The following is a 24,657-nucleotide window of genomic DNA, read 5'->3' on the forward strand; positions in this document are numbered from 1 at the left end:
TCTTCAAAGAGAAGGCCCCTAAAGAATCAACCTTTCCACTCAACGCAAGACTTACTCTTACTCATATGCGATTCCCCTGCCCTTGAGGGGGAGATGTCCGGCAGGACAGAGGGGGGCGCCTAGCGCAATGCTATCTCCTTCCCCACCCGCAATCCCCTCCCACTATCTCAAAATGCCTCATGCCGAGAAAGGGCTGGCCGTCGGCCTGTTCGGCGGCTCGTTCAATCCGCCGCATGCAGGCCATGCTCTGGTCGCCGAAATCGCGCTCCGGCGCCTGGCGCTCGACCAGCTCTGGTGGATGGTGACGCCGGGCAACCCGCTGAAGAACACAGGCGAACTGGCGCCGTTGAGCGAGCGATTGCAACTCTCAGAGCAGATCGCCAAGAACCCCAAGATCAAGGTCACCGCTTTCGAGGCGGCGCATCATGTGCGCTACACCGCCGACGCGCTGGCGCTGGTCAAGGCGCGCAATCCCGGCGTCGACTTCGTCTGGATCATGGGTGCGGATAGTTTGCGCGATTTCCATCGCTGGCAGCGCTGGCGCGAGATCGTCATGACCTTCCCGATCGCCGTCATCGACCGCCCGGGCGCGACGCTGTCATTCCTGTCGTCTGTCGTCGCCAAGACCTTCGACTACGCCCGCGTCGACGAAGGGGATGCGCCGAGGCTTGCCCGCATGAAGGCGCCGGCCTGGACCTTCATTCACGGCCCGCGTTCGTCGCTATCGTCGAGCGCGATCCGCAAGCTGGCGAAGGGATGAGTCGCACACCCTGTCATGTCGCTCTTATCGCTCCCTTTGCCCGTTTCATGGGCAATCCTGAGCAGGCAGCCGATCATTGCCGGCGGGCCTCCGGCGCCGGCGCTTCCGGTGGCGGCCGCGGAATCGATATGCCTTCCGAATCGAATTGCTGCTTGGCACGCTTGGTGAGGTCGGTTTGGGTGGCGAAGAAGTCCGCCGAAGATGTCCAGTAGCGCAAGGCAATCGACACGGTGTTGTCGCCCAATGTCGCGACGAAAGCGATCGGCGCCGGGTCACGCTTCACCCGCCGGTCGGAGCCGGCAATGGCGAGCAAGGTCTTCTGGGCGCGGTCGATGTCGTTCCAGGAGCCGATGGAGAGTGTGATGTCGCTGCGACGCACACCATTGCGGGTGAAGTTGCGCACTGGCTGATTCCACAGCGTCGAATTGGGCGCCAGGATATAGACGCCTTCGGCGGTCCTGAGCTTGGTCGCGAACAGGCCGATCTCCTCGATCGTGCCGGCAATCGAACCGACCTCGACGGATTCGCCGATGCGGAACGGCCGCAGCGCCAGAAGCATGATGCCGGCGGCGATGTTCTGCAGCGTGCCTTGCAACGCCAGGCCGATGGCCAGGCCGATGGCGCCGATGGCGGCGATGATCGACGCCGTCTGCACGCCGAATTGGCCAAGCACCATGATGGTGACGAGGATCAGGATGGCATAGCGGACGATCTTGGAGAAGAAATGCCGCAGCGTTTGGTCGAATCCATGGATATGGCCGAGGCCGGCGAAGATCGAACGTTCGGCAAGCCCAGCGATGATGTAGCCGACAACCAAAAGGATGACGGCGCCGATGGCCGAGAATGAGTATGAAACGATCAGCGTGCTCAGTTGCGCGAGGCCGGTCTGGACGGCGGCAAGTGTGTTTTGCGGGTCGATCGGCATGTTGAGAATCCGGTTGGTCGGTCAGCCGATAACCCGTGCGGGAAGCGAGGGTTCCGATCTTTTCCGGCGTGCGGCGGAACCACAGGACCGAGAATACGTTCGTGCCAGGCAGGTCGCGTCTTGAAACTGTAAGGGAACTCTGCCTATCTAAGTGGCGTCACCTGCTTTTAAGGGTGATTTGGTTGTTCTTGCTGCGAAAGGAAATACACTGAGAACAGCACTGCGGAAGAAGGCCGATATCATGCCTTCGCCGGCCAGGATCAGCGTAGACGACGCCGTGTCCCGTGCCATCAAGACAGTCCTTGCCAGTCTGGAAGACTCCAAGGCCGAAAACATTGTCTCCATCGACATCCAGGGAAAATCGAGTCTGGGCGACTACATGGTCGTCGCTTCGGGCCGATCGCACCGTCATGTCTCGGCTGTCGCCGATCATCTTCTCAAAGCGCTCAAGGATGCCGGGCTCGGCATGGCGCGCGTCGAGGGTTTGGCAGGTGCCGACTGGGTCCTGATCGATTCGGGCGACATCATCGTTCATGTCTTCCGCCCCGAGGTCCGCGAATTCTACAATCTTGAAAAGATGTGGCAGGCGCCGGATCTCGAGGAAGAGACCCTCCACTAAGCCGTCTTTGTTTTGATGCATGTCATCGCATGCATCAGCGGCTTATAGGGGCAAGGATGAAGATATCAGTTCATGCCGTGGGCCGGATGAAAGCTGGCCCCGAGAAGCTGCTCGCCGACCGCTATTTCGAGCGCTTCGCCAAGAGCGGCCCGGCGGTGGGACTTGAATTCGCCGGCATTGTCGAGATCACCGAAAGTCGCGGTCAGACCGCCAACGAGCGGCGGCGCGAGGAAGGCCAGAAGCTGCAGACGCAGTTGCAGCCCGGCACCGCACTGATCCTGCTCGACGAACGCGGCAAGAGCTTTTCCTCGGAAGATTTCGCCGGCCGCCTCGGCCTGCTGCGTGATGGTGGCCGCAAGGCGCTGATCATCGCCATCGGCGGCGCCGACGGCCACGACCAGTCGCTGCGCGATCAGGCCGAATTGGTGATGTCGTTCGGATTGCTGACCTGGCCGCATCAATTGGTGCGGGTGATGCTGGGAGAGCAGCTTTATCGGGTGGCAACCATCCTTTCGGGACATCCGTATCATCGCTCGTAAACCGGTGGATTGGCGCGACTCACCCGGATTTCCGCCCCAATGCCGTGCAAGACTGGCTTTTGGTATTTTGCATTTCGCATTCCGGGACCTGACCACTTTGGGCGGCATGCATTCGAAAACGGGCCTTTCAAACATGGTTGATGGTTCGTTAACGAAGCCGCAGATAGAGTCGACACCGAATGTCTGAAGGCTGGAAATCGAAAACGGGCTCATGGCGCGCGCGCTGCGGCATCGCGGCGGCGGCGCTTGTCCTGTCGCTGCATGCGGGGCTGGCCGAGAACACGCTCGACATGGCTCCCGATCCTGACCAGAGCCGCGCCGAATACGAACGGGTATCGAAGGAGATCACGCTGTCGTCGGAACGATTGGCCAAGCTCTCCGCCGACATCGCGACCATCAAGAAGGATCACGCTTCGATCACGGCAGCCCTGATCCAGTCGGCGATGACCGAGCAGAAGCTCGGCCAGGACATAGAGGACATCGGCGCAAGGCTGGAAGGGCTGAAGGGTCAGGAGCAAAAGATCCGCGTCTCGCTAGCGTCTCGGCGTGACGTGCTGGCCGAAGTGCTGGGCGCGCTGCAGCGCATGGGGCTGAACCCACCGCCGGCGATCCTGGTCAAGCCGGAGGACGCGCTGTCGTCGGTGCGCAGCGCCATCCTGCTTGGCGCCGTGGTGCCGGAACTGCGTCAGCAGACCGATGGCCTGTTGGCCGATCTCAAGGAGCAGACCAAGGTCACGGCGTCGATCGAGGCGGAGCGAGCGCGGCTGACGGCGGCGGTCGGCGACCAGGTGGCGGAAAAGAAGCGACTTGGCATGCTGCTGGAAGCCAAACAGAAGCTCGAAGCCGACACGCAAACGCAAATGGCGGCTGAAAAGCAGCGATCCGAGGCGCTGGCGGCCAAGGCTGGCAGCTTGAAGGAATTGATCGCGTCGCTCGAAGCTCAGGCCGACAAGACCCGCAAGGCTGCCGATGCGGCAAAGGCCGCCGAGCAGAAGACGGCGGACGCCGACAAGACGTCAACGCCGGCGGAACCGGCGTCGCTGCCGGTGCCGGAAGGCAACCGGCTTGCCGCCGCGGCGCCTTTTTCAGCGTTGCAGGGACAGATCGCGCTGCCGGTGACCGGCCGCATCCAAAGGCGATTCGGCACCGACGACGGTAACGGCGCGATGATGCTTGGCGACATGGTTGCGACACAATCGGGAGCCATCGTTACCGCACCGGCGGATGGAAATGTGCTTTATGCGGGGCCGTTTCGCTCTTATGGTCAACTCTTGATCCTTAACGCAGGCGACGGCTATCATGTCGTTTTGGCGGGGATGAGCAGAATCAGCGTCGCGACCGGTCAATCAGTGCTCGCAGGAGAGCCGATCGGCGCGATGGGAGAGGCCAGGGTGGCGAGCACCTCGGTTTCGAAGAATGGAAATGCCACGCCGGAGCTCTATGTTGAGTTTCGCAAGGATGGAAAACCCGTCGATCCGGCCCCTTGGTGGGCGGACCGTTTATCTGGAAGGACGTGAATAATGCGGAAACTGTCGCTTCTGTTTGCCGGTGCGCTGATGGGCGCGTCCGCGATGAGCCTTGTTTATGGTACGCCCGGCTCGGCGGCGAACGCTGCAGGGTCGGAGACCTACAAGCAATTGGCGATCTTCGGCGACATCTTCGAGCGGGTACGGGCACAGTATGTGACGCCGCCCGACGATAAGTCGCTGGTCGAGAACGCCATTAACGGCATGCTCGCCTCGCTTGACCCGCACTCCTCCTACATGAACGCCGAGCAGGCGCAGGATATGCGGGTCCAGACCAAGGGCGAGTTCGGCGGCCTCGGCATCGAGGTCACCATGGAGAACGATCTGGTCAAGGTGATCACGCCGATCGACGACACACCGGCCGCCAAGGCAGGCGTGCTGGCCGGCGACTATATTGCCAAGATCGACGGCGAAGAGGTTCGCGGTCTGACCCTCAACGACGCAGTCGACAAGATGCGCGGCCTGGTCAACACGCCGATCAAGCTCACCATCCTGCGCCAGGGCGCCGACAAGCCGATCGAACTGACGGTCGTGCGCGACATCATCAAGGTCAAGGCGGTCAAGTTCCGGGTCGAAAATGACATCGGCTACATGAAGATCACCTCCTTCACCGAAAAGACGTATGACGACCTCGAGAACGCTATCGACACGATCAAGAAGCAGGTGCCGGACAACAAGCTCAAGGGTTACGTTCTCGATCTCCGCCTCAATCCGGGTGGTCTGCTCGACCAGGCGGTGAGCGTGTCCGATGCTTTCCTCAACCGTGGCGAGATCGTCTCGACGCGCGGTCGCGATCCCAAGGACGTCACCCGCTTCGACGCCAAGCCCAAGCAGGTCGACGACATCAACGGCAAGCCGATGATCGTCCTGGTCAATGGCGGTTCGGCAAGCGCGTCGGAAATCGTCGCTGGTGCGTTGCAGGACCTGCGCCGTGTCACGGTGGTCGGCACGCAGTCCTTCGGCAAGGGTTCGGTGCAGACGATCATTCCGCTCGGCGAGAATGGCGCACTCAGGCTGACGACGGCGCTCTATTACACGCCGTCCGGCAAATCGATCCAGGGCAAGGGCATCACGCCCGACATCAAGGTCGATCAGCCGCTGCCGCCGGAACTGCAGGGCAGGGACCTGACGCGCGGCGAATCCGATCTCAAGGGCCATATCAAGGGCGCCGACGAGAGCAAGACCGGTTCGGGCTCGGCGGCCTATGTGCCGCCGGATCCGAAGGACGATCTGCAGCTCATCTATGCCGAGCAGCTGCTGCGCGGCCAGAAGACCGATCCGTCCTTCCCGCCCAATCCGCAGAAGGCCGTTCTCAACCAGTAAGCGGTGCTGCCGACAACAGGTCTGGCTGCCCGATGGAAGCAATGCGATGCTGCCGGGACCGAAAGGTTCCGGCAGTTTGATTCGGGGGCAAGGCAAAGCCCCAACACGGCGACAGGGGTGCGCCAGGATTATGAATTCGCGCATGTCTTTTCAAAACGGTTTCGTCTTCGAAGCCATGCGCCCGGGGATTAGGCTTGGCTGACATAGGCAAGGACATCGAACGCCCGCTCGGACAGGCTGCCCGGTCGCCGCGCGCCGCCGGCAAGGTCAGCGGCGGCACGGTCTTGGCGGCCTTGGCCATGCTGGCTGTGGTCGGCGTGTCCGGCGCGATCGCGCTCAGGGAAAAGCCGTTTCGAAAGCCGCAAGAAGTTGCCGTTTCGACGCCGAAAGTAGCAGCGGCGGCCGAACCCGCTGCCGTGCCGGCCGCACTGGTCCCGGTGGCGACGCCAAAGCCGGACACGCCGGCAAAGACAGGCGGGCCGCAGATCATCCATGTTCAGACGGAAGAGGGCGATGGCCCGCCCAAGGCGGCGATCGTCATTCACGACCCGTCGACCATCGGCCAGAACCTGAAGATCGCACATATTCCCGACAAGGCGCTGATCGAAGCCAGCGAAACCGGGCCTTTGCCTATGCGCGCCACCGATGGCCGACGCCCGTTCGACGTCTATGCGCGGCCCTGGTCGGGCGGACGCGGCGCGCGGGTGGCGATCGTCATCGGCGGGCTCGCGGTGTCGCAGACAGGCACCCAGGCGGCCATCGCCAAGCTCCCGGCGGAAGTCACGCTGGCCTTCGCGCCGCAAGGCAACAGCATCGGCCGCTGGATGCAGGCGGCCCGGCAAAGCGGCCACGAGATCGTCATGCAGGTGCCGCTCGAACCGTTCGACTATCCCAACATCAATCCCGGCCGCGACACGCTGACGGTGGCGGCAAGCGCGGACGAGAATTTGAAGAACCTGCACTGGGCGCTGTCGCGGACGACCAACTACACCGGCGTCATGAACTACATGGGCGCGCGCTTCTCCGCCGATGCGGCGGCGATGGAGCCGTTCATGGCCGAGCTCGGCAAACGCGGCCTCGCCTATATCGATGACGGTTCGTCGGTGCGCAGCCTGGCACCCGACCTGGCGTTGAAGGACGGCGTACCCTTCGTCTCCGGCGACATGGCGATCGATGCGGTGCAGGATCGCGGCGAAATCCTGAAGAAACTGGACAGTCTCGAAGCGACCGCGCGGGCCAAAGGCACTGCCGTCGGCATCGGTTCGGCCTTCGACATGACGGTCGACACGGTGTCGTCCTGGGTCATCGAGGCCAAGAAGCGCGGCATCGAGATCGTGCCGATTTCAGCGGTGGCGATTGACCCGCAAAAAGGCTAGCGACGTCCTGCGTGGACGACGACCGAAAGACTGATTGATGGCAAAGACAGAAAGAATCGACCGCGAAACGCTGCCGTATCGTCCCTGCGTCGGGCTGATGATCCTCAATGCCGAAGGCCTGGTCTGGGTCGGGCACCGCATTGCGGAACCGGATAGCGAATTTGCCGGCACGACGCAGCTTTGGCAGATGCCGCAAGGCGGCATCGACAAGGGCGAGGAGCCGTTGCAGGCGGCCGAGCGCGAGCTCTATGAAGAGACCGGCATGCGCAGCGTTTCGCTGCTGGCCGAGGCGCCGGACTGGATCAACTATGATTTGCCGACCCATCTCGTCGGCATCGCCTTCAAGGGCCGATATCGCGGGCAGACGCAGAAATGGTTCGCCTTCCGCTTCCACGGCGATATCAGCGAGATCCAGATAAACCCACCACCGGGTGGCCATACCGCCGAATTCGACAAATGGGCCTGGCGGCCGATGCGGGATCTGCCCGACCTGATCGTGCCGTTCAAGCGCCATGTCTATGAGGACGTGGTGGCGGCGTTCCGGCATCTGGTGCAAGAGTAGGGAGCTGGTTTGAATGCCATGAACGACGCCCGCCAAAGGTCGCTGCCCCAAGAGGTCACCGCCATAAGCGAAGTGGCGGCCGGGGCTGTCCTCACCATCGATCTCGTCGCGATCCGTGAAAACTACCGGCGGCTGAAAGCGCGTTTGGGCGATGTTGGCTGTGCCGGTGTGCTTAAGGCTGACGGCTACGGCGTAGGCGCGAGCCAGGTCGCGGCGGCGCTGCTGCGCGAAGGCTGCGACACCTTCTTCGTCGCGCTTCTGGGGGAAGGCGTCGCCTTGCGCCGCTCAATTGGGCCGGGCCCCGCGATTTTCGTGCTGAACGGCATTCCGCCCGGAGCCGAGGCTGACGCCGTGGCGGCAGAGCTTAGCGCTGTCGTCAACAGCGCGGGGCAATTGGCGGCCTTGCGTGCGGCGGCTCGCCGCGCCGGCCGAAAACTCCCGGCCGCGATCCAGGTTGACAGCGGCATGTCGCGACTAGGCATGGCGCCCGGGGATGTGGAGCACGTTGCCGCCGATCCGCATGCCTTCGACGGCATAGACATCCGTTTCGTGATGAGCCATCTGGCCTGCGCCGACGAGCCGGATCAGCCGGCCAATGAGCGACAGCGGCTGGCATTCGAGCGGCTGCGCGCACTGTTGCCGAAGGCGCCGGCCTCGCTCGCCAATTCGTCCGGCATCTTCCTGGGACAACGCTTCCACTACGATCTCGCACGCCCTGGTGCCGCGCTCTACGGCATCAATCCGACACCGGCCAGGCCGAACCCGATGCTGCCTGTGGTGCGGCTGGAGGCCAAGGTCGTCCAGACACGCATGCTGGAGGCCGGCGTCGGTATCGGCTACGGCCACATGTTCCAAACGACGGCTCCGCTTGCTGCCGCGACGATCTCGCTGGGCTATGCCGATGGCTGGCACCGGCGCGCGGCCTCCGCGGCCTGGTTCGATGGCGCGCGCCTGCCCTTCCTCGGGCGGGTATCGATGGATTCGATCGTTCTCGACATCTCCGCTCTGCCGTCCGGCAAGCTACGCGAGGGTGATCTCGTCGAACTGCTCGGTCCCTCGCAAAGCGTCGACGACGCTGCCGGCCATGCCGGCACCATCGGCTACGAGATATTGACCAGCCTCGGCCCGCGCTTTCATCGGCGATATCTCAATAGCTAACGCTTGGCGTGTAGCCTCTTGGCGGGCGCCACAGAATCCGGCAGACAGAAGATGGCACCGGTTTGGGCGCCGCCGTGGAGTGTTGTACGATGAAGATCATGGTGCTGGGCGGTGGCGTCATCGGGGTGACCACGGCGTATTTTCTCGCCGAAGCCGGCCACGAGGTGACGGTGCTCGACCGCCAGAAAGGCCCGGCGCTGGAAACCAGCTTTGCAAATGCCGGTGAGATATCGCCCGGCTACGCCTCGCCCTGGGCCGGACCCGGCGTTCCGCTGAAAGCGATCAAATGGCTGCTGATGAAGCATGGCCCGCTGGTGGTGCGGCCGGCCTTCGATCCGCATATGTGGACCTGGCTGATCAAGATGCTGCGCAACTGCACGGCCGAGCGATATGCGATCAACAAGGCGCGCATGGTGCCGCTGGCCGAATATAGCCGCGACACGCTGAAGGCGCTGCGCGAAGCGACCGGCATCGCCTATGACGAGCGGACCCAGGGCACGCTGCAGCTGTTTCGTACGCAAAAACAGCTCGACGGCACCGGCGGCGATGTCGAGGTGCTCAAGAAGTATGGCGTGCCTTACGAGATCCTCGACCAGAATGGCTGCATCGCGGCCGAACCTAGCTTGGTCGGGGTGCGCGAAAAGTTCGTCGGCGGTCTCAGGCTACCGCACGACGAGACCGGCGACTGCAAGATGTTCACCGACAGGCTGGCCGAGCTTTGCGTGGCGCGCGGCGTCAAGTTCGAATACGACGTGACGATCTGGCGTGTCATCCGCAGCCGAAACCGCATCGCCAATCTCAGCACCAGCAAGGGCTGGAAATCCGCCGACGCCTATGTGATGGCGCTGGGCAGTTATTCGGCAGGGTTCATGCGCCGGGTGAAACGGCCGATCCCGGTCTATCCCGTCAAGGGCTATTCCATCACCGTGCCGATCAAGGATGCCGCCGCGGCACCGGTGTCGACGGTGATGGACGAGACCTACAAGGTGGCGATCACCCGCCTCGGGAACCGCATCCGGGTTGGCGGTACGGCGGAGATTTCCGGCTTCGACCTCAGGCTGCATGAATCGCGGCGCCGCACTCTGGAGCACTCGGTCGGTGATCTCTTTCCGGGCGCCGGCGCGATGCGGGACGCGACCTTCTGGTGCGGGCTGCGGCCGATGACGCCGGACGGTCCGCCGCTGATCGGCCGCACTGAGCTGTCCAATCTCTATCTCAACACCGGCCACGGCACGCTCGGATGGACCATGGCCTGCGGCTCGGGCAAGGTGCTGGCCGACATCATCTCGAGTCGGGTGCCGGACATCGACGTCCGCGACCTCGCGCAGGAGCGCTATCTGCGATAGATCAGAACGACTGCCGGACCCAGTCTTAGTCGAATGGGCGCCATTGGCAGACAAGGTTGGGCGTGTGGTGAATTCGTTCGTGCTCGACCCGCCCTAGATGGCGGATTTGCTTTATCGGTTTTGATCGGTTTTGCAAAATCAGGTGAACAGGCTTCTCTCCCGCTCCACTGCCTTGGTGATGAAGCTGGCAACGATCTGGACGCGGCGCAGCGGCCTGACCGATTCGTGATAGACCAGCCAGTAGGCGCGACGGATGGGTGCGACCGCATCGACCGGCACCAATTCCGGCATCGAACGGGCGACGAAGGTGTGCAGGATGCCGATGCCGGCGCCCGACCGCACCGCCTCGGCCTGGCCAAGTGCGGAGGAGATGGCGAAGCTGGTGCGCCAGTCGGCGCTGAACTCGGCCGCGTAGTCGAGCGAGGGGCTGACGATGAGGTCCGGCACATAGCCGATGAGGGTGTGTTGGCCGAGTTCGGCGGCGGTTTTGGGCAAACCATGCACTTGCACATAGTCACGCGAGGCAAACAGCCCGAGCGAATAGTCGACCAGCTTCCCCGCCACCAGCCTTCCTTCGGTCGGCCGCTCGACGGTGATCGCGATGTCGGCTTCGCGGCGCGACAGCGAGAAGGAACGCGGCACCGGCACAAGCTGGATCGTCAGTTCGCGGTGCAGGGCGGTCAGCGCGCCGAGGCGCTTGGCCAGGAAGGCAACGCCAAACCCGTCCGGCGCGCCGATGCGCACCGTACCGGAAACGTCGTCGCCTTCGCCGGCAACCGTTGAGCGCGCGGCGATCATGTCGCCTTCCATACGCTCGGCAATGTCGAGAAAGCGCTCGCCGGCCGGCGTCAACTCGCTGCCGGTGGTCAAGCGGCGAAATAGCTTTGTCCGCAATGCATCCTCGAGCGCGGCGATGCGGCGCGAGACTGTGGCGTGATTGAGCTCCAGCCGTTTGGCCGCGCCAAGGATCTGGCCGGCGCGCGCCACGGCCAGGAAGATGCGGACGTCATCCCAGTTCATGGGGATGGTCCAGATGACAGTTGCCGATGCTGCGTTCTGCGGCGAAGGAACTCAATCTCTTAATCCGTACAGCAGCAATTGCATCCCGCCATTTGCGGGAATTGATGCTCGCCCGTCAATTGTTATCTATTTCCCGCACAACGGTTGCGTTCTCCCTCGCGTTGCCATCGCCGCTGCAAAGGCGGACAATGGGCCATCACAAACAAGGGAGAGAGATCATGATCGACTACGGTCATTTCATCGGCGGCAAGCATGTCGCCGGGACCAGCGGCCGCAAGCAGGATGTGATGCAGCCGATGGACGGCTCCGTGCGCGGCACGGTGGCACTGGCTTCGCAGGCGGAATTGCGCGCGGCTGTCGAGAATGCCAAGGCTGCACAGCCGAAATGGGCAGCTACCAACCCGCAGCGGCGCGTGCGCGTGCTGATGAAATTCCTTGAACTCGTTGCCCGCGACTATGACGAACTGGCCGACATCCTGGCGCGCGAGCACGGCAAGACGATCGCCGACGCCAAGGGCGACATCCAGCGCGGCCTCGAAGTGGTCGAGGTCTGCATAGGCGCGCCGCATATGATGAAGGGTGAGTTCACCGACGGCGCCGGCCCCGGCATCGACGTCTATTCGATGCGCCAGCCGCTCGGCGTCGTCGCCGGCATCACGCCGTTCAACTTCCCGGCGATGATCCCGCTGTGGAAGATCGCGCCGGCGATCGCCTGCGGCAACGCCTTCATCCTGAAGCCGTCGGAGCGGGACCCGGGCGTGCCGATGCGCATCGCCGAGCTGTTCCTCGAAGCCGGCCTGCCTGCGGGCATCCTCAACGTCGTCAATGGCGACAAGGATGTCGTCGACGCCATCCTCGACGATCCCGATATCAAGGCCATCGGCTTTGTTGGCTCGACGCCGATCGCCCATTACATCTATTCGCGCGGCACCGCCGCGGGCAAGCGCGTGCAGTGCTTCGGCGGCGCCAAGAACCACATGATCATCATGCCCGATGCCGACATGGACCAGACCGTGGATGCGCTGATCGGCGCCGGCTATGGCTCGGCCGGCGAACGCTGCATGGCGATATCGGTGGCCGTACCGGTCGGCAACGACACCGCCAACCGGCTGATGGAAAAGCTCGTTCCGCGCGTAGAGAGCCTGAAAGTCGGTCCTTCGACCGACTCTTCCGCAGATTTCGGCCCGCTGGTAACGGCGCAGGCACTGGAACGCGTCAAGGGCTATGTCGACACCGGCGTCAAGGAAGGCGCCAAGCTGGTCGTCGACGGCCGCGGCTTCTCCATGCAGGGCTATGAAGACGGCTACTATATGGGCGGCTGCCTGTTCGACAACGTGACCGCCGATATGCGCATCTACAAGGAAGAGATTTTTGGGCCGGTGCTCTCGGTGGTGCGCGCGCCGACCTATGAAAGCGCGATCAAGCTCGCCAACGACCACGAGATGGGCAATGGCGTCGCCATCTTCACCCGTGACGGCGATGCCGCGCGCGACTTCGCCTCGCGGGTCCAGGTCGGCATGGTCGGCATTAACGTGCCGATCCCGGTGCCGATCGCCTACTACACGTTCGGCGGCTGGAAGGCATCTTCCTTCGGCGACCTCAACCAGCACGGGCCGGACGCGTTCCGCTTCTACACCAAGACCAAGACAGTGACCTCGCGCTGGCCGTCAGGCATCAAGGATGGTGCCGAATTCGTCATCCCGACCATGAACTAGCCGGACGATTTTCCGCTTGTGCGCCCTCGCCTAAGCCGCGGGGGCGCGGCATATCCGGCATCGAAGGCCCGGCCGAGGCGGCCGGGTCTTTCTGCATTCTGGCCGCGGCCTTGTCCGCAAAATCGCTAATGTGATGGAACCAAGCGGGCGCCATCCGCCTTAGCTTGTATTCCTGCGTAGGTTGCAGGCCAATCAACAGCGCCGGTGGCAGCCGGGGTCCCCGTCTGGCGCGAGGAGGTGTCAGATGACACGAAGTCTTGTGGCGACGATGATCTTGGCGTCGCTTGCGATACCAGCCGTTGCCCCGCACGCTAGTGCTGCTGGACAATGCGCATCGCGAGTTGATCTGATCAAGGCGCTCGGCGAGAAGTTCCACGAAGTCGAAGCAGGACGCGGCCTCATCAATCCTAGCGTGGTTCTCGAGATTTTTGTTTCCGAGCAAGGCAGCTGGACAGTTCTGGCGTCCGATACAAAGGGCCAGAGCTGCATCCTGTCCATAGGCGAAGGCTGGGACAGCCCAACGATCACCGCCAATTTGCCGGGCACCTAAGCCAACCGGGCGGTTCGATTGTTTTACCGTGTCGCCGCGGCCTCGGCATGACCGCGCAGCAGCGCCATCAGCCGTTTGGCATCCTTGGCCGCGGCCTCTTCGTCACCGTCGAGGATCGAGCGGATCAGTGCGACATGATGTTCAGCGGATTCAGCAAGACCGGTGTCGGCCTTGTAGCGGAACCAGAAACGGCGGCTGTGGGTCTGCAAGGGTGCGGCCAGGCGGGCAGCGAACGGGTTGTCGGCGGCCAGCGCCAGCGCTTCGTCGAGCGCCTTGTCGGCCTGGATGAAGGCAAGCACGTTGCCCGCGATGACTGCCTTTTGCATGGCAAGGGCTGCTTCGTGAAACAGATCGGCGGCTTCGCGACTGACAAAGCGGGCGGCCGAGCGGGCCAGGACCACCTCGACGCCGCGGCGCGCATCGAGCACGCGCAGCCAGTCGCCGGGATGTAGCGGAGCGATCGCGATGCCGGCGCGCGGGCGCACGTCGAGCAATCCTTCCCAGGCCAGCCGCTGGATCGCCTCACGTACCGGCGTGCGGCCGAGCCCGAGCCTTTCGATCAGGGTGCCCTCGGTGACGAAGCTAGCAGGAGCCAGCTCGAGCGTGACGATCATATGCTCGAGTGTATGATAGGCCTTGGTAGCCGCCGGCTCGGTTGTGGTGCTCGCTTCCATGGATATCAAAGCCTGTCTCCTGATATATCTAAAATATATCATAGCCAAATCCGTATTGACAGACGGTTTCCTGACAGATATATGGCTGATATATCAGATGGAGACATAATCATGTGGACCGGAGTTTTCCCCGCTGTCACGACCAAATTCACCACGGATGATCGTCTCGATCATGCCGAGATGGAGCGCTGCTTCAACCTGCAGATGGAGGCCGGCTGCGACGGCATCATCGTCTGCGGATCGCTCGGCGAAGGACCGATGCTGTCGCCTGACGAGAAGATCGAGGTGCTGAAGACCGCGCAGAAAGTTGCGGGCAAGAAGCCGGTGTTGCTGACCGTCAACGAGGCTGGAACCCGCGAGGCCGCCAGCATCGCCAGGCGTGCCGCGAAAGAAGGCGCCAACGGGCTTATGGTGGTGCCGAGCCCGATCTACCACACGAATGCAGAAGAGACCGTCGCCGCACTTCGTGCCGTAGCCGAGGCCGGCGACCTGCCGGTCATGATCTACTCCAACCGGCTTGCCTATCGGGTCGATGTCACTGTCGACCAAATGGAGGAACTGGCGTCGGACAAGCGCTTCGTCGCCATCAAGGAGTCCTCCGACGATATCCGCCGCTCTACCGAGATCATCAATCGCCTGGGCACTCGCTACGACCTGTTTACCGGGGTCGACAATCTGGCCTTCGAGGCGTTGTCGGTCGGCGCCATCGGCTGGGTGGCCGGACTGGTCACCGCGTTCCCCCGCGAGACAGTCGCCATCTACCAACTGATGAAGCAGGGCCGCCGCGAAGAGGCACTCGCCATCTACCGCTGGTTCCGGCCGCTGCTCGATCTCGACGTATCGACCTATCTGGTGCAGAACATCAAGCTTGCCGAAGTGTTCGCGATCGACAGCAATGATCGCGTGCGCATGCCGCGACAGCCGCTGTCGGGCGAGCGCCGCAAGGCAGTCGAGAAGATCGTCAAGGACGCACTGGCGGTTCGGCCGACACTGCCGCAGTTCTGAGGCTTTCTTCTCCCGGACGGCGCTGCCGTCCACGGGGAAAGATGGCGGCAGCCAGATGAAGGGCAGCACCCACGTGCAAGGAAATTCCAAGTCGCCGGAAACGGGGCGCCTACCCTCATCCGCCCTTCGGGCACCTTCGCCCTTTGAACAGGGAGAAGCGGAAGACGTCGCCATCGTCGGTGGCGGCATCATCGGTGTCTGCGCCGCCGCGGCTCTGGCCGAGGCGGGACGCAAGGTCACGATCTTCGATCGGACCGGCATTTGCGAGGAGACGAGCTCCGGCAACGCCGCTGCCTTCGCCTTCTCCGACGTACTGCCGCTGGCGCATAAGGGCATGATGCGGCAGCTGCCGAAATGGCTGGCCGATCCGCTCGGCCCGCTCAGCATTCCGCCCGCCTATCTGCCGAAACTTCTGCCTTGGCTGATCCGCTTCTGGCGTGCCGGTGCGCCGGGGAAATACGAGGCGAGCCTTGCCGCTCAGGCAGGCATGATGAAGCTCGCCGAAGCGGAATGGATGGGCCTGCTCGATCGCTCCGGCACGCGAGGGATGCTGCGCGAGGATGGTTCGCTCGAACTCTACGAAAGCGAGGCCGAGTTTCAGGCAGGGTTGCCCGGCTGGGCGACGCGCGAGCGCTTCGGCATCGGCTTTAGCCATGTCGGGCGGGAGGAACTCGCCGCCTTGCAACCGGGGCTTTCACCGCGCTTCGTCAAGGGCACTTTCGTGCCGGGATGGAAGACGATCGCCGACCCGAAACTGCTCGGAAAAGCGGTGTGGGCCCATGCACAAACCAAGGGCGCTCGCTTTGAGATCGCTCGGATCGAGCGCGTTGCGACCAATCCGGAAGGTGCCGCGCTGACATTGGCCGACGGCACGACCAGGCAAGCCAGGCATCTTGTCATCGCCGCCGGCGCCTGGTCGCATCTGCTGGCGAGGCAACTCGGCGATCGCATTCCGCTTGAAACCGAGCGCGGCTACAACACGACGCTGCCGACGAGCGCCTTCGACGTTAAGCGGATGCTGATCTTTTCCGGACATGGCTTCGTCATCACGCCGCTCGAAACGGGGCTGCGCGTCGGCGGTGCCGTCGAACTCGGCGGCATCGAGCGACCGCCCAATTACAACAGGTCGAAGGCGCTGCTGCAGAAGGCGCAGAAATTTCTGCCGGGGCTCGATCCCTCAGGCGGGCGCGAATGGATGGGATTCCGTCCCTCGCTGCCGGATTCAGTGCCCGTCATCGGTCATGCATCCGGAAACCGGTCGGTGGTTTATGCTTTCGGCCACGGCCATCTCGGCTTGACCCAGGCAGCAGCCACCGGACGGTTGATCCGGGAACTCGTCCTGGGGCAGACTCCGCCGATCGATCTGGCCCCCTTCAGTCCACATCGGTTTTGATTTTCGTGGGTTTTGATTTTTCGAGGAGCGTGATGGCCAAGAAATCCTTCTTCTGCATAGACGGCCATACCTGCGGCAACCCGGTGCGGCTGGTCGCCGGTGGCGGCCCGCTGCTGCAGGGCTCGACGATGATGGAACGGCGAGCGCATTTTCTAGCCGAGTATGACTGGATCCGCACCGGGCTGATGTTCGAGCCGCGTGGCCATGACGTGATGTCCGGCTCGATCCTCTATCCGCCGACGCGCGAGGATTGCGACATCGCAATCCTGTTCATCGAGACCTCCGGCTGCCTGCCGATGTGCGGCCACGGCACCATCGGCACGGTAACGATGGCAATCGAGCACGGGCTGATCAAGCCGAGGACGCCGGGGGTGCTTCGACTCGAAACGCCGGCCGGCCTGGTCATCGCCGAATACAAGCAGGTCGGCGACTATGTCGAGGAGGTGCGCATCACCAATGTGCCGTCTTTCCTCTATGCGGAAGGGCTGACGGTCGAATGCCCGCAGCTCGGCGAAATCGCCGTCGATGTAGCCTATGGCGGCAACTTCTACGCCATCGTCGAGCCGCAGAAGAACTATCGCGACATGGCCGACCATTCGGCCGGCGACTTCATCGCCTGGAGCCCGGTGGTGCGGCAGCGGCTCAATGAGAAATATTCCTTCGTGCATCCCGAGAACCCTGGCATCAACCGGCTGTCGCATATGCTGTGGACCGGCGCGCCGACCAACCCCGAGGCCGACGCCCGCAACGCCGTGTTCTACGGCGACAAGGCGATCGACCGCTCACCCTGCGGCACCGGCACCTCGGCGCGCATGGCGCAGCTTCATGCAAAGGGCAAACTCAAGGCCGGCGACAGCTTCGTTCATGAATCGATCATCGGTTCGCTGTTCAAGGGCAAGGTCGAAAAGGACGTCACCGTCGCGGGCAAACCGGCCATTGTTCCCTCGATCGGTGGCTGGGCGCGAATGACCGGATTGAACACCATTTTCATCGACGATCGCGATCCGTTCGCGCATGGTTTTGTGGTCAAGTGAAGGGAAACGTGACCCAACGGAAAGGAGCGGAACGAAAAACGGACTATGTCAGTAACGCAACGATTCTTCTCATCACCTAATTTTGACGGCGATTTCTTCGAAACGAGGCGCATGATGCGGTCGAATCGTCAAAGACATTGCGTTATGCCAATGGTAGGGTCCGCGATAGTCCAGGGGTCGGATACGGAAAAACGGGCAATCAGACGGCGTGTCGGCAAAACACGCACGACGATTGAAAAATGACGTTGCAATCCGGGCTCGAAACTTTACGACTAGGGGAAATACGAAAAGGAATGCGTCTGCATGGGCGACATTCCAGGGGAGCCACGTACACATGCAGTACTTTGTCCAGCAGCTTATCAACGGGCTGACGCTGGGATCGATCTATGGGCTGATCGCGATCGGCTACACGATGGTCTACGGCATCATCGGCATGATCAACTTCGCTCATGGCGACATTTTCATGGTGGGTGCCTTCACGGCCCTGATCGTCTTCCTCGCTCTAGGCGCGCTGTTCTATTCGGTGCCCGTGGTGCTGGCGCTGCTGCTCATGATGATCGTGGCGATGCTGCTCACCAGCCTTTACAATTGGACGATCGAGAAGGTTGCCTACCGGCCATTGCGCGGCTCGTTCCGGCTGGCGCCGCTGATCACCGCGATCGGCATGTCGATCGCGCTGTCGAACTTCGTCCAAGTGACACAGGGGCCGCGCAACAAGCCGATCCCGCCGATGGTCAGTCAAGTCTACAACATCGGCGGCATCAGCGTGTCGCTGAAGCAGATCATCATCGTCATCGTCACGGCGCTGCTGCTGGTGCTGTTCTGGTACCTGGTCAACAGGACTTCGCTTGGCCGAGCGCAACGCGCCTGCGAGCAGGACCGCAAGATGGCGGCGCTGCTCGGCATCGATGTCGACCGCACTATCTCGATCACCTTCATCATGGGTGCGGCGCTTGCCGCCGTCGCCGGGACCTTGTTCCTGATGTATTACGGTGTCATCGCCTTCTCGGACGGCTTCACGCCCGGCGTGAAAGCCTTTACCGCAGCGGTGCTGGGCGGCATCGGTTCGCTGCCGGGCGCGGTGCTCGGCGGGCTGATGATCGGCTTCATCGAGAGCATGTGGTCGGCCTATTTCTCGATCGACTACAAGGACGTCGCGGCGTTCTCGATCCTGGCGATCGTGCTGATCTTCCTGCCTTCCGGCATACTGGGCCGGCCAGAAGTCGAAAAGGTCTGAGACCATGGCCGTCACCGTATCTCCGGAGCGCGACGTCGTCGCCACCCCTGTCCAACGCGCCCTCAAGGAAGCCTTCTATGCCGGCGCCATTGCGCTTGGCCTGTTCGTGCTGTTCATCGGGCTGAAGACCGGTCAGAACATTTCCAATGAACTGGTCCTGACCGCGCGCTGGGGCCTGCTTGCGGCAGTGGTCATCGCCACGGCTGTCGGGCGGTTTCTTTATGTCGCCTATGGCCAGCCCTTCCTGGCCAACCAGAAGATCGCCGATGTTGCCACCGGCCTGTTGCCGAGCAGCGTCGCATCACGCTTCTTCCAGTTGCCGGCCTTCATCGCGGCCGTCATCGCCGCGGTGCTGCTGTTCGTTTTCAACAATTCTCTCGCTGGATGGGTCGGAGCAGAACCGGCCGGCTATCTGCAATTCCTGCGCGCGCTCGCGGTCATCTATCTGCTGGCTTGCGTGATCTATTACTTCCGCGCCTTCATTCATGCCAATTTCACCAAATTGGGCGTCACGGCGCTGGTGCTCTATCCGATCCTCGTGGTGGCGGTGCTGTCGCTGAACGCCTGGTCGATTGCCGGAGGCCTGCAGGGTTCGCTGAAATGGGTCGATAATTTCGGCATCCAGATCCTGATCTATGTGATGCTGGCTTGGGGTCTGAACATCGTTGTCGGCCTCGCCGGCCTACTCGACCTCGGCTACGTCGCCTTTTATGCACTTGGCGCCTATTCCTATGCGCTTCTCGCCACGCATTTCGGCCTGTCGTTCTGGATCCTGTTGCCGGCCGCCGGCGCCATGGCCGCCCTCTGGGGCGTGCTGCTCGGCTTCCCCGTGCTGCGCCTGCGTGGCGACTATCTGGCTATCGTGACGCTGGCTTTCGGCGAGATCATCCGCCTGGTGCTCATCAACTGGCGCGAAGTGACCAACGGTTCGGCCGGCATTTCCGGCATTCCCAAGGTCAGCTTCTTCGGACTGATGTCGTTCAACGTGTCGGACTCGAACTACATCGCCAAAGTGTTGAGCATCACCCAGTCGGGTGCGTACTACAAGATTTTCCTCTATTATCTGATCCTGGGCCTGTGCCTGCTCACCGCCTTCGTCACCATCAGGCTGCGCCGCCTGCCGGTCGGCCGCGCATGGGAAGCGCTGCGTGAGGATGAGATCGCCTGCCGGTCTCTGGGCATCAACACCACCACCACCAAGCTGACCGCTTTTGCCACCGGCGCCATGTTCGGCGGCTTCGCCGGCTCTTTCTTCGCCGCGCGGCAAGGTTTCGTCAGCCCGGAATCCTTCGTCTTCCTGGAATCGGCCATCATCCTGGCGATCGTCGTTCTCGGCGGCATGGGCTCGCTGGTCGGAATTGCGGTTGCCGCGATGGTGATGATCGGCGGGACCGAGGCGCTGCGCGAACTCGACTTCCTCAAGCAGATATTCGGGCCGGACTTCACACCCGAACTCTACCGCATGCTTCTGTTCGGCATGGCCATGGTCATCGTCATGCTGTGGAAACCGCGCGGCTTCGTCGGCAGTCGAGAGCCGACCGCCTTTCTCAAGGAGCGAAGGTCGGTTTCAGGTTCCTTCACCAAGGAGGGCCACGGCTGATGAACGCGAATCCGTCCATGAACGAGGCCATCCTGCAGGTCGAGCATCTGTCGATGAAGTTCGGCGGCCTGGTCGCCATCGGCGACTTGTCCTTCGTCGCCAAGCGCGGTGAAATCACCGCGCTGATCGGACCCAACGGTGCCGGCAAGACCACCGTGTTCAACTGCATCACCGGCTTCTACAAGCCGTCGGAAGGCATGATCACGCTTAACCGGAACGACGGCTCGAGCTATTTGCTCGAACGCCTGCCCAACCATGAGATCCCGGCACGCGCCAAGGTGGCGCGCACCTTCCAGAACATCCGCCTGTTCTCGGGCATGACGCTGCTGGAGAACCTGCTGGTCGCGCAGCACAACAAGCTGATGAAGGCCTCGGGCTATACGATCCTGGGCCTGTTCGGCTTCAGCGGCTACCGCAGGGCCTCGGCCGAATCGGTGGATCTGGCCAAGCATTGGCTGGAGAAGGCCGATCTTGTCGATCGCGCCGACGATCCGGCCGGCGATCTGCCCTACGGTGCGCAGCGCCGCCTCGAGATTGCGCGCGCCATGTGCACGGGGCCGGAGCTTCTGTGCCTCGACGAGCCGGCGGCCGGACTCAATCCGAAGGAATCGGCGGCGCTCAACGAACTGTTGATCGACATCAAGGACACATCAGGCGCCTCGATCCTGTTGATCGAGCACGATATGTCGGTGGTCATGCAGATCTCGGACCATGTCGTTGTTCTGGAATATGGCCGCAAGATCTCCGACGGCAGCCCGCAGTCGGTGCGTACCGACCCGCGCGTCATCGCAGCCTATCTCGGCGTCGACGACGAGGACGTCGAGTCGGTGCTGACTGAAGTCGGCGACGAAGACGTCATCGAACAGCTCGATACGGGACCGGATGCGGCACACGGCCCGGGAACATCATCATCGTATCTCGCCGGGCCGGTGACCGACACGGTCGGCCACAGTTCGGGCGAGCGGGTCACGGTGGCCAAAGGCGCGTCAAAGGCCGGTCAGGTCGACGCAAAATCGCTCGCCGCGGCAGACAAGGCGGCCTCGCCGGCGGCGGTGCCGACTGCGCCTCGCGCTCCGGCGGCGAAGGCAAAGCCTGCTCCGAAAGCGGCACCAAAGGCGGCAGCCGGAACGGCGGTGAAGTCGACTGAGCCGACCAAGCGGGCAGCCAAGGTCCCTGCCGCGAAGGCGCCTGCGGCGGCGGCAGGAGGAATCTCCAACCGGCTGCCAGCTCCTCGCGGCGGCAAGGCCGACAATTTGACCCGTATCAAGGGCATCGGTTCGGTCAACGAGAAGAAGCTCAACGATCACGGCATCTTCCACTTCGACCAGATCGGCGCATGGAAAAAGGCCGACGTCGAGGCCGCCGAAGCCTATCTCGCCTTTGACGGACGCATCGCACGTGAGGAATGGGTCAAGCAGGCCAGGCTGCTCAGCCAGGGCAAAGACACGGAATTCTCGCGCCGCGTCGATGCGGGCAAGGTGGCGACCAGCCATGCTTCCGGAAAAACTGCTGCCAAGCCTGTGGCGGGCAAGCGCGGGGGGAGCAAGTGATGGCCGGGACAACGCTGCTCGATATCAAGGGCGTGCAGACCTACTATGGCAATATCCGTGCGCTTAACGGCGTCGATGTCACCGTGAAGGAAGGTGAGATCGTTGCGCTGATCGGTGCCAACGGCGCCGGCAAGTCGACGCTGATGATGACCATTTTCGGCGCCCCGCGGGCTCGCGGCGGCACCATCACTTTTGCCGGCACCGACATCACCCAATTGCCGACGCATGAGATCGCGCGCATGCGCATTGCGCAGTCGCCCGAAGGCCGGCGCATCTTTCCGCGCATGACGGTGATGGAAAACCTGCAGATGGGCGCCAGCCTCGACAACCTCAAACACTATGACGAGGACGTCGAGAAGGTGTTCAAGCTGTTCCCGCGGCTGAAGGAGCGCATAGCCCAGCGCGGCGGCACGCTGTCGGGCGGCGAGCAGCAGATGCTGTCGATCGGACGCGCGCTGATGGCACGGCCGAAGCTGCTTTTGCTCGACGAACCATCGCTGGGTCTGGCGCCACTGATCGTCAAGCAGATCTTCGACGCGATCCGCGAACTGAACCGCACCCAAGGGCTTACCGTGTTCCTGGTCGAGCAGAATGCCTTCGGCGCGCTGAAACTCGCCACGCGGGGATATGTCATGGTCAACGGAAATGTGACGATGAGTGGCACCGGCAAGGAACTGCTCGCCAATCCGGAAGTGCGCGCCGCCTATCTCGAGGGCGGACATCACTGAATTTGAAGCGGAATGTGTGCGTTCGGTGTTCCGCTCCAAATTGTTTGTTTGTCGCATGATCCTTGTCCGAAAAGTCTGCAACCTTTCGGGATCATGCTAAGGAGGCTTCATCATGCAGGGCATTCTCTATGAGGAACCCTCGATCTGGCAGTTCTTCTTCGTCACCTGTCTGCTCGGCGGCTGGGCGGCGTGGATGACGGGCAAGGCCAGTGCCCAGACATGGCGCAGCTTCGTCCAGTTGTTTGCCTATATGCTGGGGCTTGGCATCGGCATCCGCTTCATCCATCACGCGCTGTTCGGCGGCACGATGTTCTCGCTGCAATACTATGTCGTCGATACAATCGTGCTTATGATACTCGGTTTTGTCGGCTTTCAATACACGCGCACCAACCAGATGGTGACGCAATATAATTGGCTCTACGAAAGAGCTTCAATCTTGAGCTGGAAACCGAAAGGTTGACGTTCATCATTAGCGCCGCATCGAAATTGAATCGGCGTGACAAGTGCCTGAAAATCGGCAAACTATGCTTTCTGCGATAAGGGTGGGCATCGCATGAAAGCTTCATCCACGCCCACTCCGTTAATGGGAGCGTTTAAATGAAAAAGTCACTTTTGTCCGCCGTCGCCCTGACCGCGCTGGTCGCGTTCGGCGGCAGCGCGTGGGCTGACGTCCTGATCGGCGTAGCCGGTCCGATCACCGGCCCGAACGCCGCCTTCGGCGCGCAGCTTCAGAAGGGTGCGGAAGCCGCTGTCGCCGACATCAATGCCAAGGGCGGCGTTAATGGCGAGCAGATCAAGCTCGAAGTCGGCGACGACGTCTCCGATCCGAAGCAGGGCATCTCGGTTGCCAACAAGTTCGTCGGCGACGGCGTCAAGTTCGTGGTCGGGCACTTCAACTCGGGCGTCTCGATCCCGGCATCGGAAGTCTATGCGGAAAACGGCATCGTCGAGATCACCCCGGCTGCCACCAACCCGAAGTTCACCGAGCGCGGCCTGTGGAACGTGTTCCGCACCTGCGGACGCGACGACCAGCAGGGTAGCATCGCCGGCGCTTATCTCGCCGCGAACTTCAAGGACGCCAAGATCGCCGTCGTGCACGACAAGACCACCTACGGTCAGGGCCTTGCCGACGAAACCAAGAAGGCGATGAATGCCAAGGGCCTGACGGAAGTCATGTATGAAGGCATCAATGTCGGCGACAAGGACTTCTCGGCACTGATCGCCAAGATGAAGGAAGCCGGCGTAACCATCATCTACTGGGGTGGCCTGCACACCGAAGCCGGCCTGATCATCCGCCAGGCGGCCGACCAGGGCCTCAAGGCGACGTTGGTTTCCGGCGACGGCATCGTGTCGAACGAGCTGGCTTCGATCGCGGGTGACGCGGTTGCGGGCACGCTCAACACGTTCGGCCCGGACCCGCGCTTGATCCCCGCCAACAAGGAACTCGTCGAGAAGTTCCGCGCGCAAGGCTTCGAGCCGGAAGCCTACACGCTCTACTCCTACGCCGCCGTACAGGCGCTCGCCGAAGCAGCGACCGCTGCCAAGTCGAACGACCCGCAGGCAGTTGCCAAGGCGCTGCATGAAAACGGCCCGTTCAAGACCGTGCTCGGCGACCTGTCCTATGACGCCAAGGGCGACCCGACGCTGCCCGGCTACGTCATGTACGAATGGAAGAAGGGCGACGACGGCAAGTACACCTACATCCAGAAGATGTAAGCTCGTCAGTCTCCAAGCTTTACAGATGCCCGGCGCTTCGCGCCGGGCATTTTACTTTTACCCTGTTGCCTCTCCATCGAGGCCGGCAGACCAATGCAGTCCGGGCCCTTAGCCCGGATATCTCACACAGTCTTTCGGCGCGAGGCTGGCGGCAGCGATTTTGCAGGCGCTTGAGCTGCGGGCAAGGGATGTCCGCCGCTTGGAGCGGGTTGGTGTTGGTTCGGCGCTGGTTCCTTGGCTGTTGGCGGGAGGGTGGATCGGGGCCGCTCAGGCGACGGCTGCTGATAATCGGGCATAGGTC

At 62.5% G+C, this 24,657-nt stretch carries 23 protein-coding genes; 20 read left to right on the forward strand and 3 right to left on the reverse strand.

The window, feature by feature from the left end; all coding sequences use genetic code 11:
- The first annotated feature begins 172 nt into the window (after positions 1-172).
- The gene (locus tag NKJ01_RS31910) at positions 173-760 is read left to right on the forward strand and encodes a nicotinate-nucleotide adenylyltransferase (RefSeq protein ID WP_352734274.1); all 588 of its coding nucleotides are present in this window, start codon (positions 173-175) and stop codon (positions 758-760) included.
- Positions 761-833: 73 nt separating this feature from the next.
- Here the strand turns inward: NKJ01_RS31910 and NKJ01_RS31915 are convergent, their stop codons facing one another.
- A complete protein-coding gene (locus NKJ01_RS31915) occupies positions 834-1,685 on the reverse strand; it encodes a mechanosensitive ion channel family protein (RefSeq protein WP_352734243.1) in 852 nt (283 codons plus the stop codon).
- Between the two features lie 241 nt (positions 1,686-1,926).
- Here NKJ01_RS31915 and rsfS point away from each other — a divergent pair, with 241 nt between their 5' ends.
- From rsfS to NKJ01_RS31955, 8 genes are all read left to right on the forward strand, one after another.
- A complete protein-coding gene (rsfS, locus tag NKJ01_RS31920) occupies positions 1,927-2,304 on the forward strand; it encodes a ribosome silencing factor (protein ID WP_023758584.1) in 378 nt (125 codons plus the stop codon).
- Positions 2,305-2,360: 56 nt separating this feature from the next.
- Positions 2,361-2,843 carry a 23S rRNA (pseudouridine(1915)-N(3))-methyltransferase RlmH gene (rlmH, locus tag NKJ01_RS31925; protein ID WP_352734245.1) on the forward strand — a complete coding sequence of 161 codons (483 nt, stop codon included), beginning with the start codon at positions 2,361-2,363 and terminating at the stop codon, positions 2,841-2,843.
- Between the two features lie 179 nt (positions 2,844-3,022).
- Positions 3,023-4,360: a murein hydrolase activator EnvC family protein gene (locus tag NKJ01_RS31930; protein WP_352734247.1), complete on the forward strand. Its 1,338-nt coding sequence runs from the start codon at positions 3,023-3,025 to the stop codon at positions 4,358-4,360.
- Complete coding sequence (locus NKJ01_RS31935) at positions 4,361-5,692, forward strand: S41 family peptidase (protein ID WP_023758587.1); 1,332 nt, start codon at positions 4,361-4,363, stop codon at positions 5,690-5,692.
- A gap of 194 nt (positions 5,693-5,886) precedes the next feature.
- Entirely contained in the window at positions 5,887-7,068 is a 1,182-nt protein-coding gene (locus NKJ01_RS31940; RefSeq protein WP_352734249.1) for a divergent polysaccharide deacetylase family protein, read from the forward strand.
- Positions 7,069-7,105: 37 nt separating this feature from the next.
- A complete protein-coding gene (locus tag NKJ01_RS31945; RefSeq protein ID WP_352734250.1) occupies positions 7,106-7,630 on the forward strand; it encodes an RNA pyrophosphohydrolase in 525 nt (174 codons plus the stop codon).
- An 18-nt stretch (positions 7,631-7,648) separates the two neighbouring features.
- Positions 7,649-8,788 (forward strand): alanine racemase, encoded by a 1,140-nt coding sequence (alr, locus tag NKJ01_RS31950; RefSeq protein ID WP_352734252.1) that lies wholly within the window; start codon positions 7,649-7,651, stop codon positions 8,786-8,788.
- Between the two features lie 89 nt (positions 8,789-8,877).
- Positions 8,878-10,134: a D-amino acid dehydrogenase gene (locus NKJ01_RS31955; RefSeq protein WP_352734254.1), complete on the forward strand. Its 1,257-nt coding sequence runs from the start codon at positions 8,878-8,880 to the stop codon at positions 10,132-10,134.
- Positions 10,135-10,272: 138 nt separating this feature from the next.
- Here the strand turns inward: NKJ01_RS31955 and NKJ01_RS31960 are convergent, their stop codons facing one another.
- Positions 10,273-11,154, reverse strand: coding sequence for a LysR family transcriptional regulator (locus tag NKJ01_RS31960; protein WP_352734256.1), 882 nt, complete (start codon positions 11,152-11,154; stop codon positions 10,273-10,275).
- 218 nt (positions 11,155-11,372) lie between these two features.
- Here NKJ01_RS31960 and NKJ01_RS31965 point away from each other — a divergent pair, with 218 nt between their 5' ends.
- Entirely contained in the window at positions 11,373-12,869 is a 1,497-nt protein-coding gene (locus NKJ01_RS31965; protein WP_352734258.1) for a CoA-acylating methylmalonate-semialdehyde dehydrogenase, read from the forward strand.
- Positions 12,870-13,113: 244 nt separating this feature from the next.
- Positions 13,114-13,419 carry a hypothetical protein gene (locus NKJ01_RS31970; RefSeq protein ID WP_023758594.1) on the forward strand — a complete coding sequence of 102 codons (306 nt, stop codon included), beginning with the start codon at positions 13,114-13,116 and terminating at the stop codon, positions 13,417-13,419.
- Between the two features lie 23 nt (positions 13,420-13,442).
- Here NKJ01_RS31970 and NKJ01_RS31975 read toward each other — a convergent pair whose 3' ends face one another.
- Positions 13,443-14,093: a GntR family transcriptional regulator gene (locus tag NKJ01_RS31975; RefSeq protein WP_352734260.1), complete on the reverse strand. Its 651-nt coding sequence runs from the start codon at positions 14,091-14,093 to the stop codon at positions 13,443-13,445.
- A 111-nt stretch (positions 14,094-14,204) separates the two neighbouring features.
- On the opposite strand from NKJ01_RS31975, the gene NKJ01_RS31980 reads away from it, so the two are divergent.
- The 9 genes from NKJ01_RS31980 to NKJ01_RS32020 all read left to right on the forward strand — a co-directional run bounded on the left by NKJ01_RS31980 (position 14,205) and on the right by NKJ01_RS32020 (position 24,356).
- Positions 14,205-15,098, forward strand: a complete 894-nt coding sequence (locus NKJ01_RS31980; RefSeq protein WP_352734262.1) for a dihydrodipicolinate synthase family protein — start codon at positions 14,205-14,207, stop codon at positions 15,096-15,098.
- Positions 15,099-15,153: 55 nt separating this feature from the next.
- Entirely contained in the window at positions 15,154-16,491 is a 1,338-nt protein-coding gene (locus NKJ01_RS31985) for an NAD(P)/FAD-dependent oxidoreductase (RefSeq protein ID WP_352734264.1), read from the forward strand.
- 32 nt (positions 16,492-16,523) lie between these two features.
- The gene (locus NKJ01_RS31990) at positions 16,524-17,525 is read left to right on the forward strand and encodes a 4-hydroxyproline epimerase (protein ID WP_352734266.1); all 1,002 of its coding nucleotides are present in this window, start codon (positions 16,524-16,526) and stop codon (positions 17,523-17,525) included.
- 334 nt (positions 17,526-17,859) lie between these two features.
- Positions 17,860-18,762 (forward strand): branched-chain amino acid ABC transporter permease, encoded by a 903-nt coding sequence (locus tag NKJ01_RS31995; protein WP_023758599.1) that lies wholly within the window; start codon positions 17,860-17,862, stop codon positions 18,760-18,762.
- A gap of 4 nt (positions 18,763-18,766) precedes the next feature.
- Positions 18,767-20,362: a high-affinity branched-chain amino acid ABC transporter permease LivM gene (gene livM, locus NKJ01_RS32000; RefSeq protein ID WP_023758600.1), complete on the forward strand. Its 1,596-nt coding sequence runs from the start codon at positions 18,767-18,769 to the stop codon at positions 20,360-20,362.
- Entirely contained in the window at positions 20,362-21,912 is a 1,551-nt protein-coding gene (locus NKJ01_RS32005) for an ATP-binding cassette domain-containing protein (RefSeq protein WP_352734268.1), read from the forward strand. The genes livM and NKJ01_RS32005 overlap by 1 nt, the downstream gene beginning before the upstream one ends.
- On the forward strand, positions 21,912-22,640 hold the full coding sequence (locus tag NKJ01_RS32010; protein WP_352734270.1) for an ABC transporter ATP-binding protein: 729 nt from the start codon (positions 21,912-21,914) through the stop codon (positions 22,638-22,640). The genes NKJ01_RS32005 and NKJ01_RS32010 overlap by 1 nt, the downstream gene beginning before the upstream one ends.
- Positions 22,641-22,752: 112 nt before the next feature.
- Positions 22,753-23,100 (forward strand): DUF6867 family protein, encoded by a 348-nt coding sequence (locus NKJ01_RS32015; RefSeq protein WP_023758603.1) that lies wholly within the window; start codon positions 22,753-22,755, stop codon positions 23,098-23,100.
- Positions 23,101-23,237: 137 nt separating this feature from the next.
- Positions 23,238-24,356: a branched-chain amino acid ABC transporter substrate-binding protein gene (locus NKJ01_RS32020; RefSeq protein ID WP_352734272.1), complete on the forward strand. Its 1,119-nt coding sequence runs from the start codon at positions 23,238-23,240 to the stop codon at positions 24,354-24,356.
- Positions 24,357-24,657 lie beyond the last annotated feature (301 nt).

This window comes from Mesorhizobium sp. M0276, assembly GCF_040321755.1.
GTDB lineage: Bacteria > Pseudomonadota > Alphaproteobacteria > Rhizobiales > Rhizobiaceae > Mesorhizobium.

Coding starts and splice junctions, on each gene's coding strand:
- NKJ01_RS31910 (WP_352734274.1), top strand. CDS start 173: ATGCCTCATGCCGAGAAAGGGCTGGCCGTCGGCCTGTTCGGCGGCTCG.
- NKJ01_RS31915 (WP_352734243.1), bottom strand. CDS start 1,685: ATGCCGATCGACCCGCAAAACACACTTGCCGCCGTCCAGACCGGCCTC.
- rsfS (WP_023758584.1), top strand. CDS start 1,927: ATGCCTTCGCCGGCCAGGATCAGCGTAGACGACGCCGTGTCCCGTGCC.
- rlmH (WP_352734245.1), top strand. CDS start 2,361: ATGAAGATATCAGTTCATGCCGTGGGCCGGATGAAAGCTGGCCCCGAG.
- NKJ01_RS31930 (WP_352734247.1), top strand. CDS start 3,023: ATGTCTGAAGGCTGGAAATCGAAAACGGGCTCATGGCGCGCGCGCTGC.
- NKJ01_RS31945 (WP_352734250.1), top strand. CDS start 7,106: ATGGCAAAGACAGAAAGAATCGACCGCGAAACGCTGCCGTATCGTCCC.
- alr (WP_352734252.1), top strand. CDS start 7,649: ATGAACGACGCCCGCCAAAGGTCGCTGCCCCAAGAGGTCACCGCCATA.
- NKJ01_RS31955 (WP_352734254.1), top strand. CDS start 8,878: ATGAAGATCATGGTGCTGGGCGGTGGCGTCATCGGGGTGACCACGGCG.
- NKJ01_RS31960 (WP_352734256.1), bottom strand. CDS start 11,154: ATGAACTGGGATGACGTCCGCATCTTCCTGGCCGTGGCGCGCGCCGGC.
- NKJ01_RS31965 (WP_352734258.1), top strand. CDS start 11,373: ATGATCGACTACGGTCATTTCATCGGCGGCAAGCATGTCGCCGGGACC.
- NKJ01_RS31970 (WP_023758594.1), top strand. CDS start 13,114: ATGACACGAAGTCTTGTGGCGACGATGATCTTGGCGTCGCTTGCGATA.
- NKJ01_RS31975 (WP_352734260.1), bottom strand. CDS start 14,093: ATGGAAGCGAGCACCACAACCGAGCCGGCGGCTACCAAGGCCTATCAT.
- NKJ01_RS31980 (WP_352734262.1), top strand. CDS start 14,205: ATGTGGACCGGAGTTTTCCCCGCTGTCACGACCAAATTCACCACGGAT.
- NKJ01_RS31985 (WP_352734264.1), top strand. CDS start 15,154: ATGAAGGGCAGCACCCACGTGCAAGGAAATTCCAAGTCGCCGGAAACG.
- NKJ01_RS31990 (WP_352734266.1), top strand. CDS start 16,524: ATGGCCAAGAAATCCTTCTTCTGCATAGACGGCCATACCTGCGGCAAC.
- NKJ01_RS31995 (WP_023758599.1), top strand. CDS start 17,860: ATGCAGTACTTTGTCCAGCAGCTTATCAACGGGCTGACGCTGGGATCG.
- livM (WP_023758600.1), top strand. CDS start 18,767: ATGGCCGTCACCGTATCTCCGGAGCGCGACGTCGTCGCCACCCCTGTC.
- NKJ01_RS32005 (WP_352734268.1), top strand. CDS start 20,362: ATGAACGCGAATCCGTCCATGAACGAGGCCATCCTGCAGGTCGAGCAT.
- NKJ01_RS32010 (WP_352734270.1), top strand. CDS start 21,912: ATGGCCGGGACAACGCTGCTCGATATCAAGGGCGTGCAGACCTACTAT.
- NKJ01_RS32015 (WP_023758603.1), top strand. CDS start 22,753: ATGCAGGGCATTCTCTATGAGGAACCCTCGATCTGGCAGTTCTTCTTC.
- NKJ01_RS32020 (WP_352734272.1), top strand. CDS start 23,238: ATGAAAAAGTCACTTTTGTCCGCCGTCGCCCTGACCGCGCTGGTCGCG.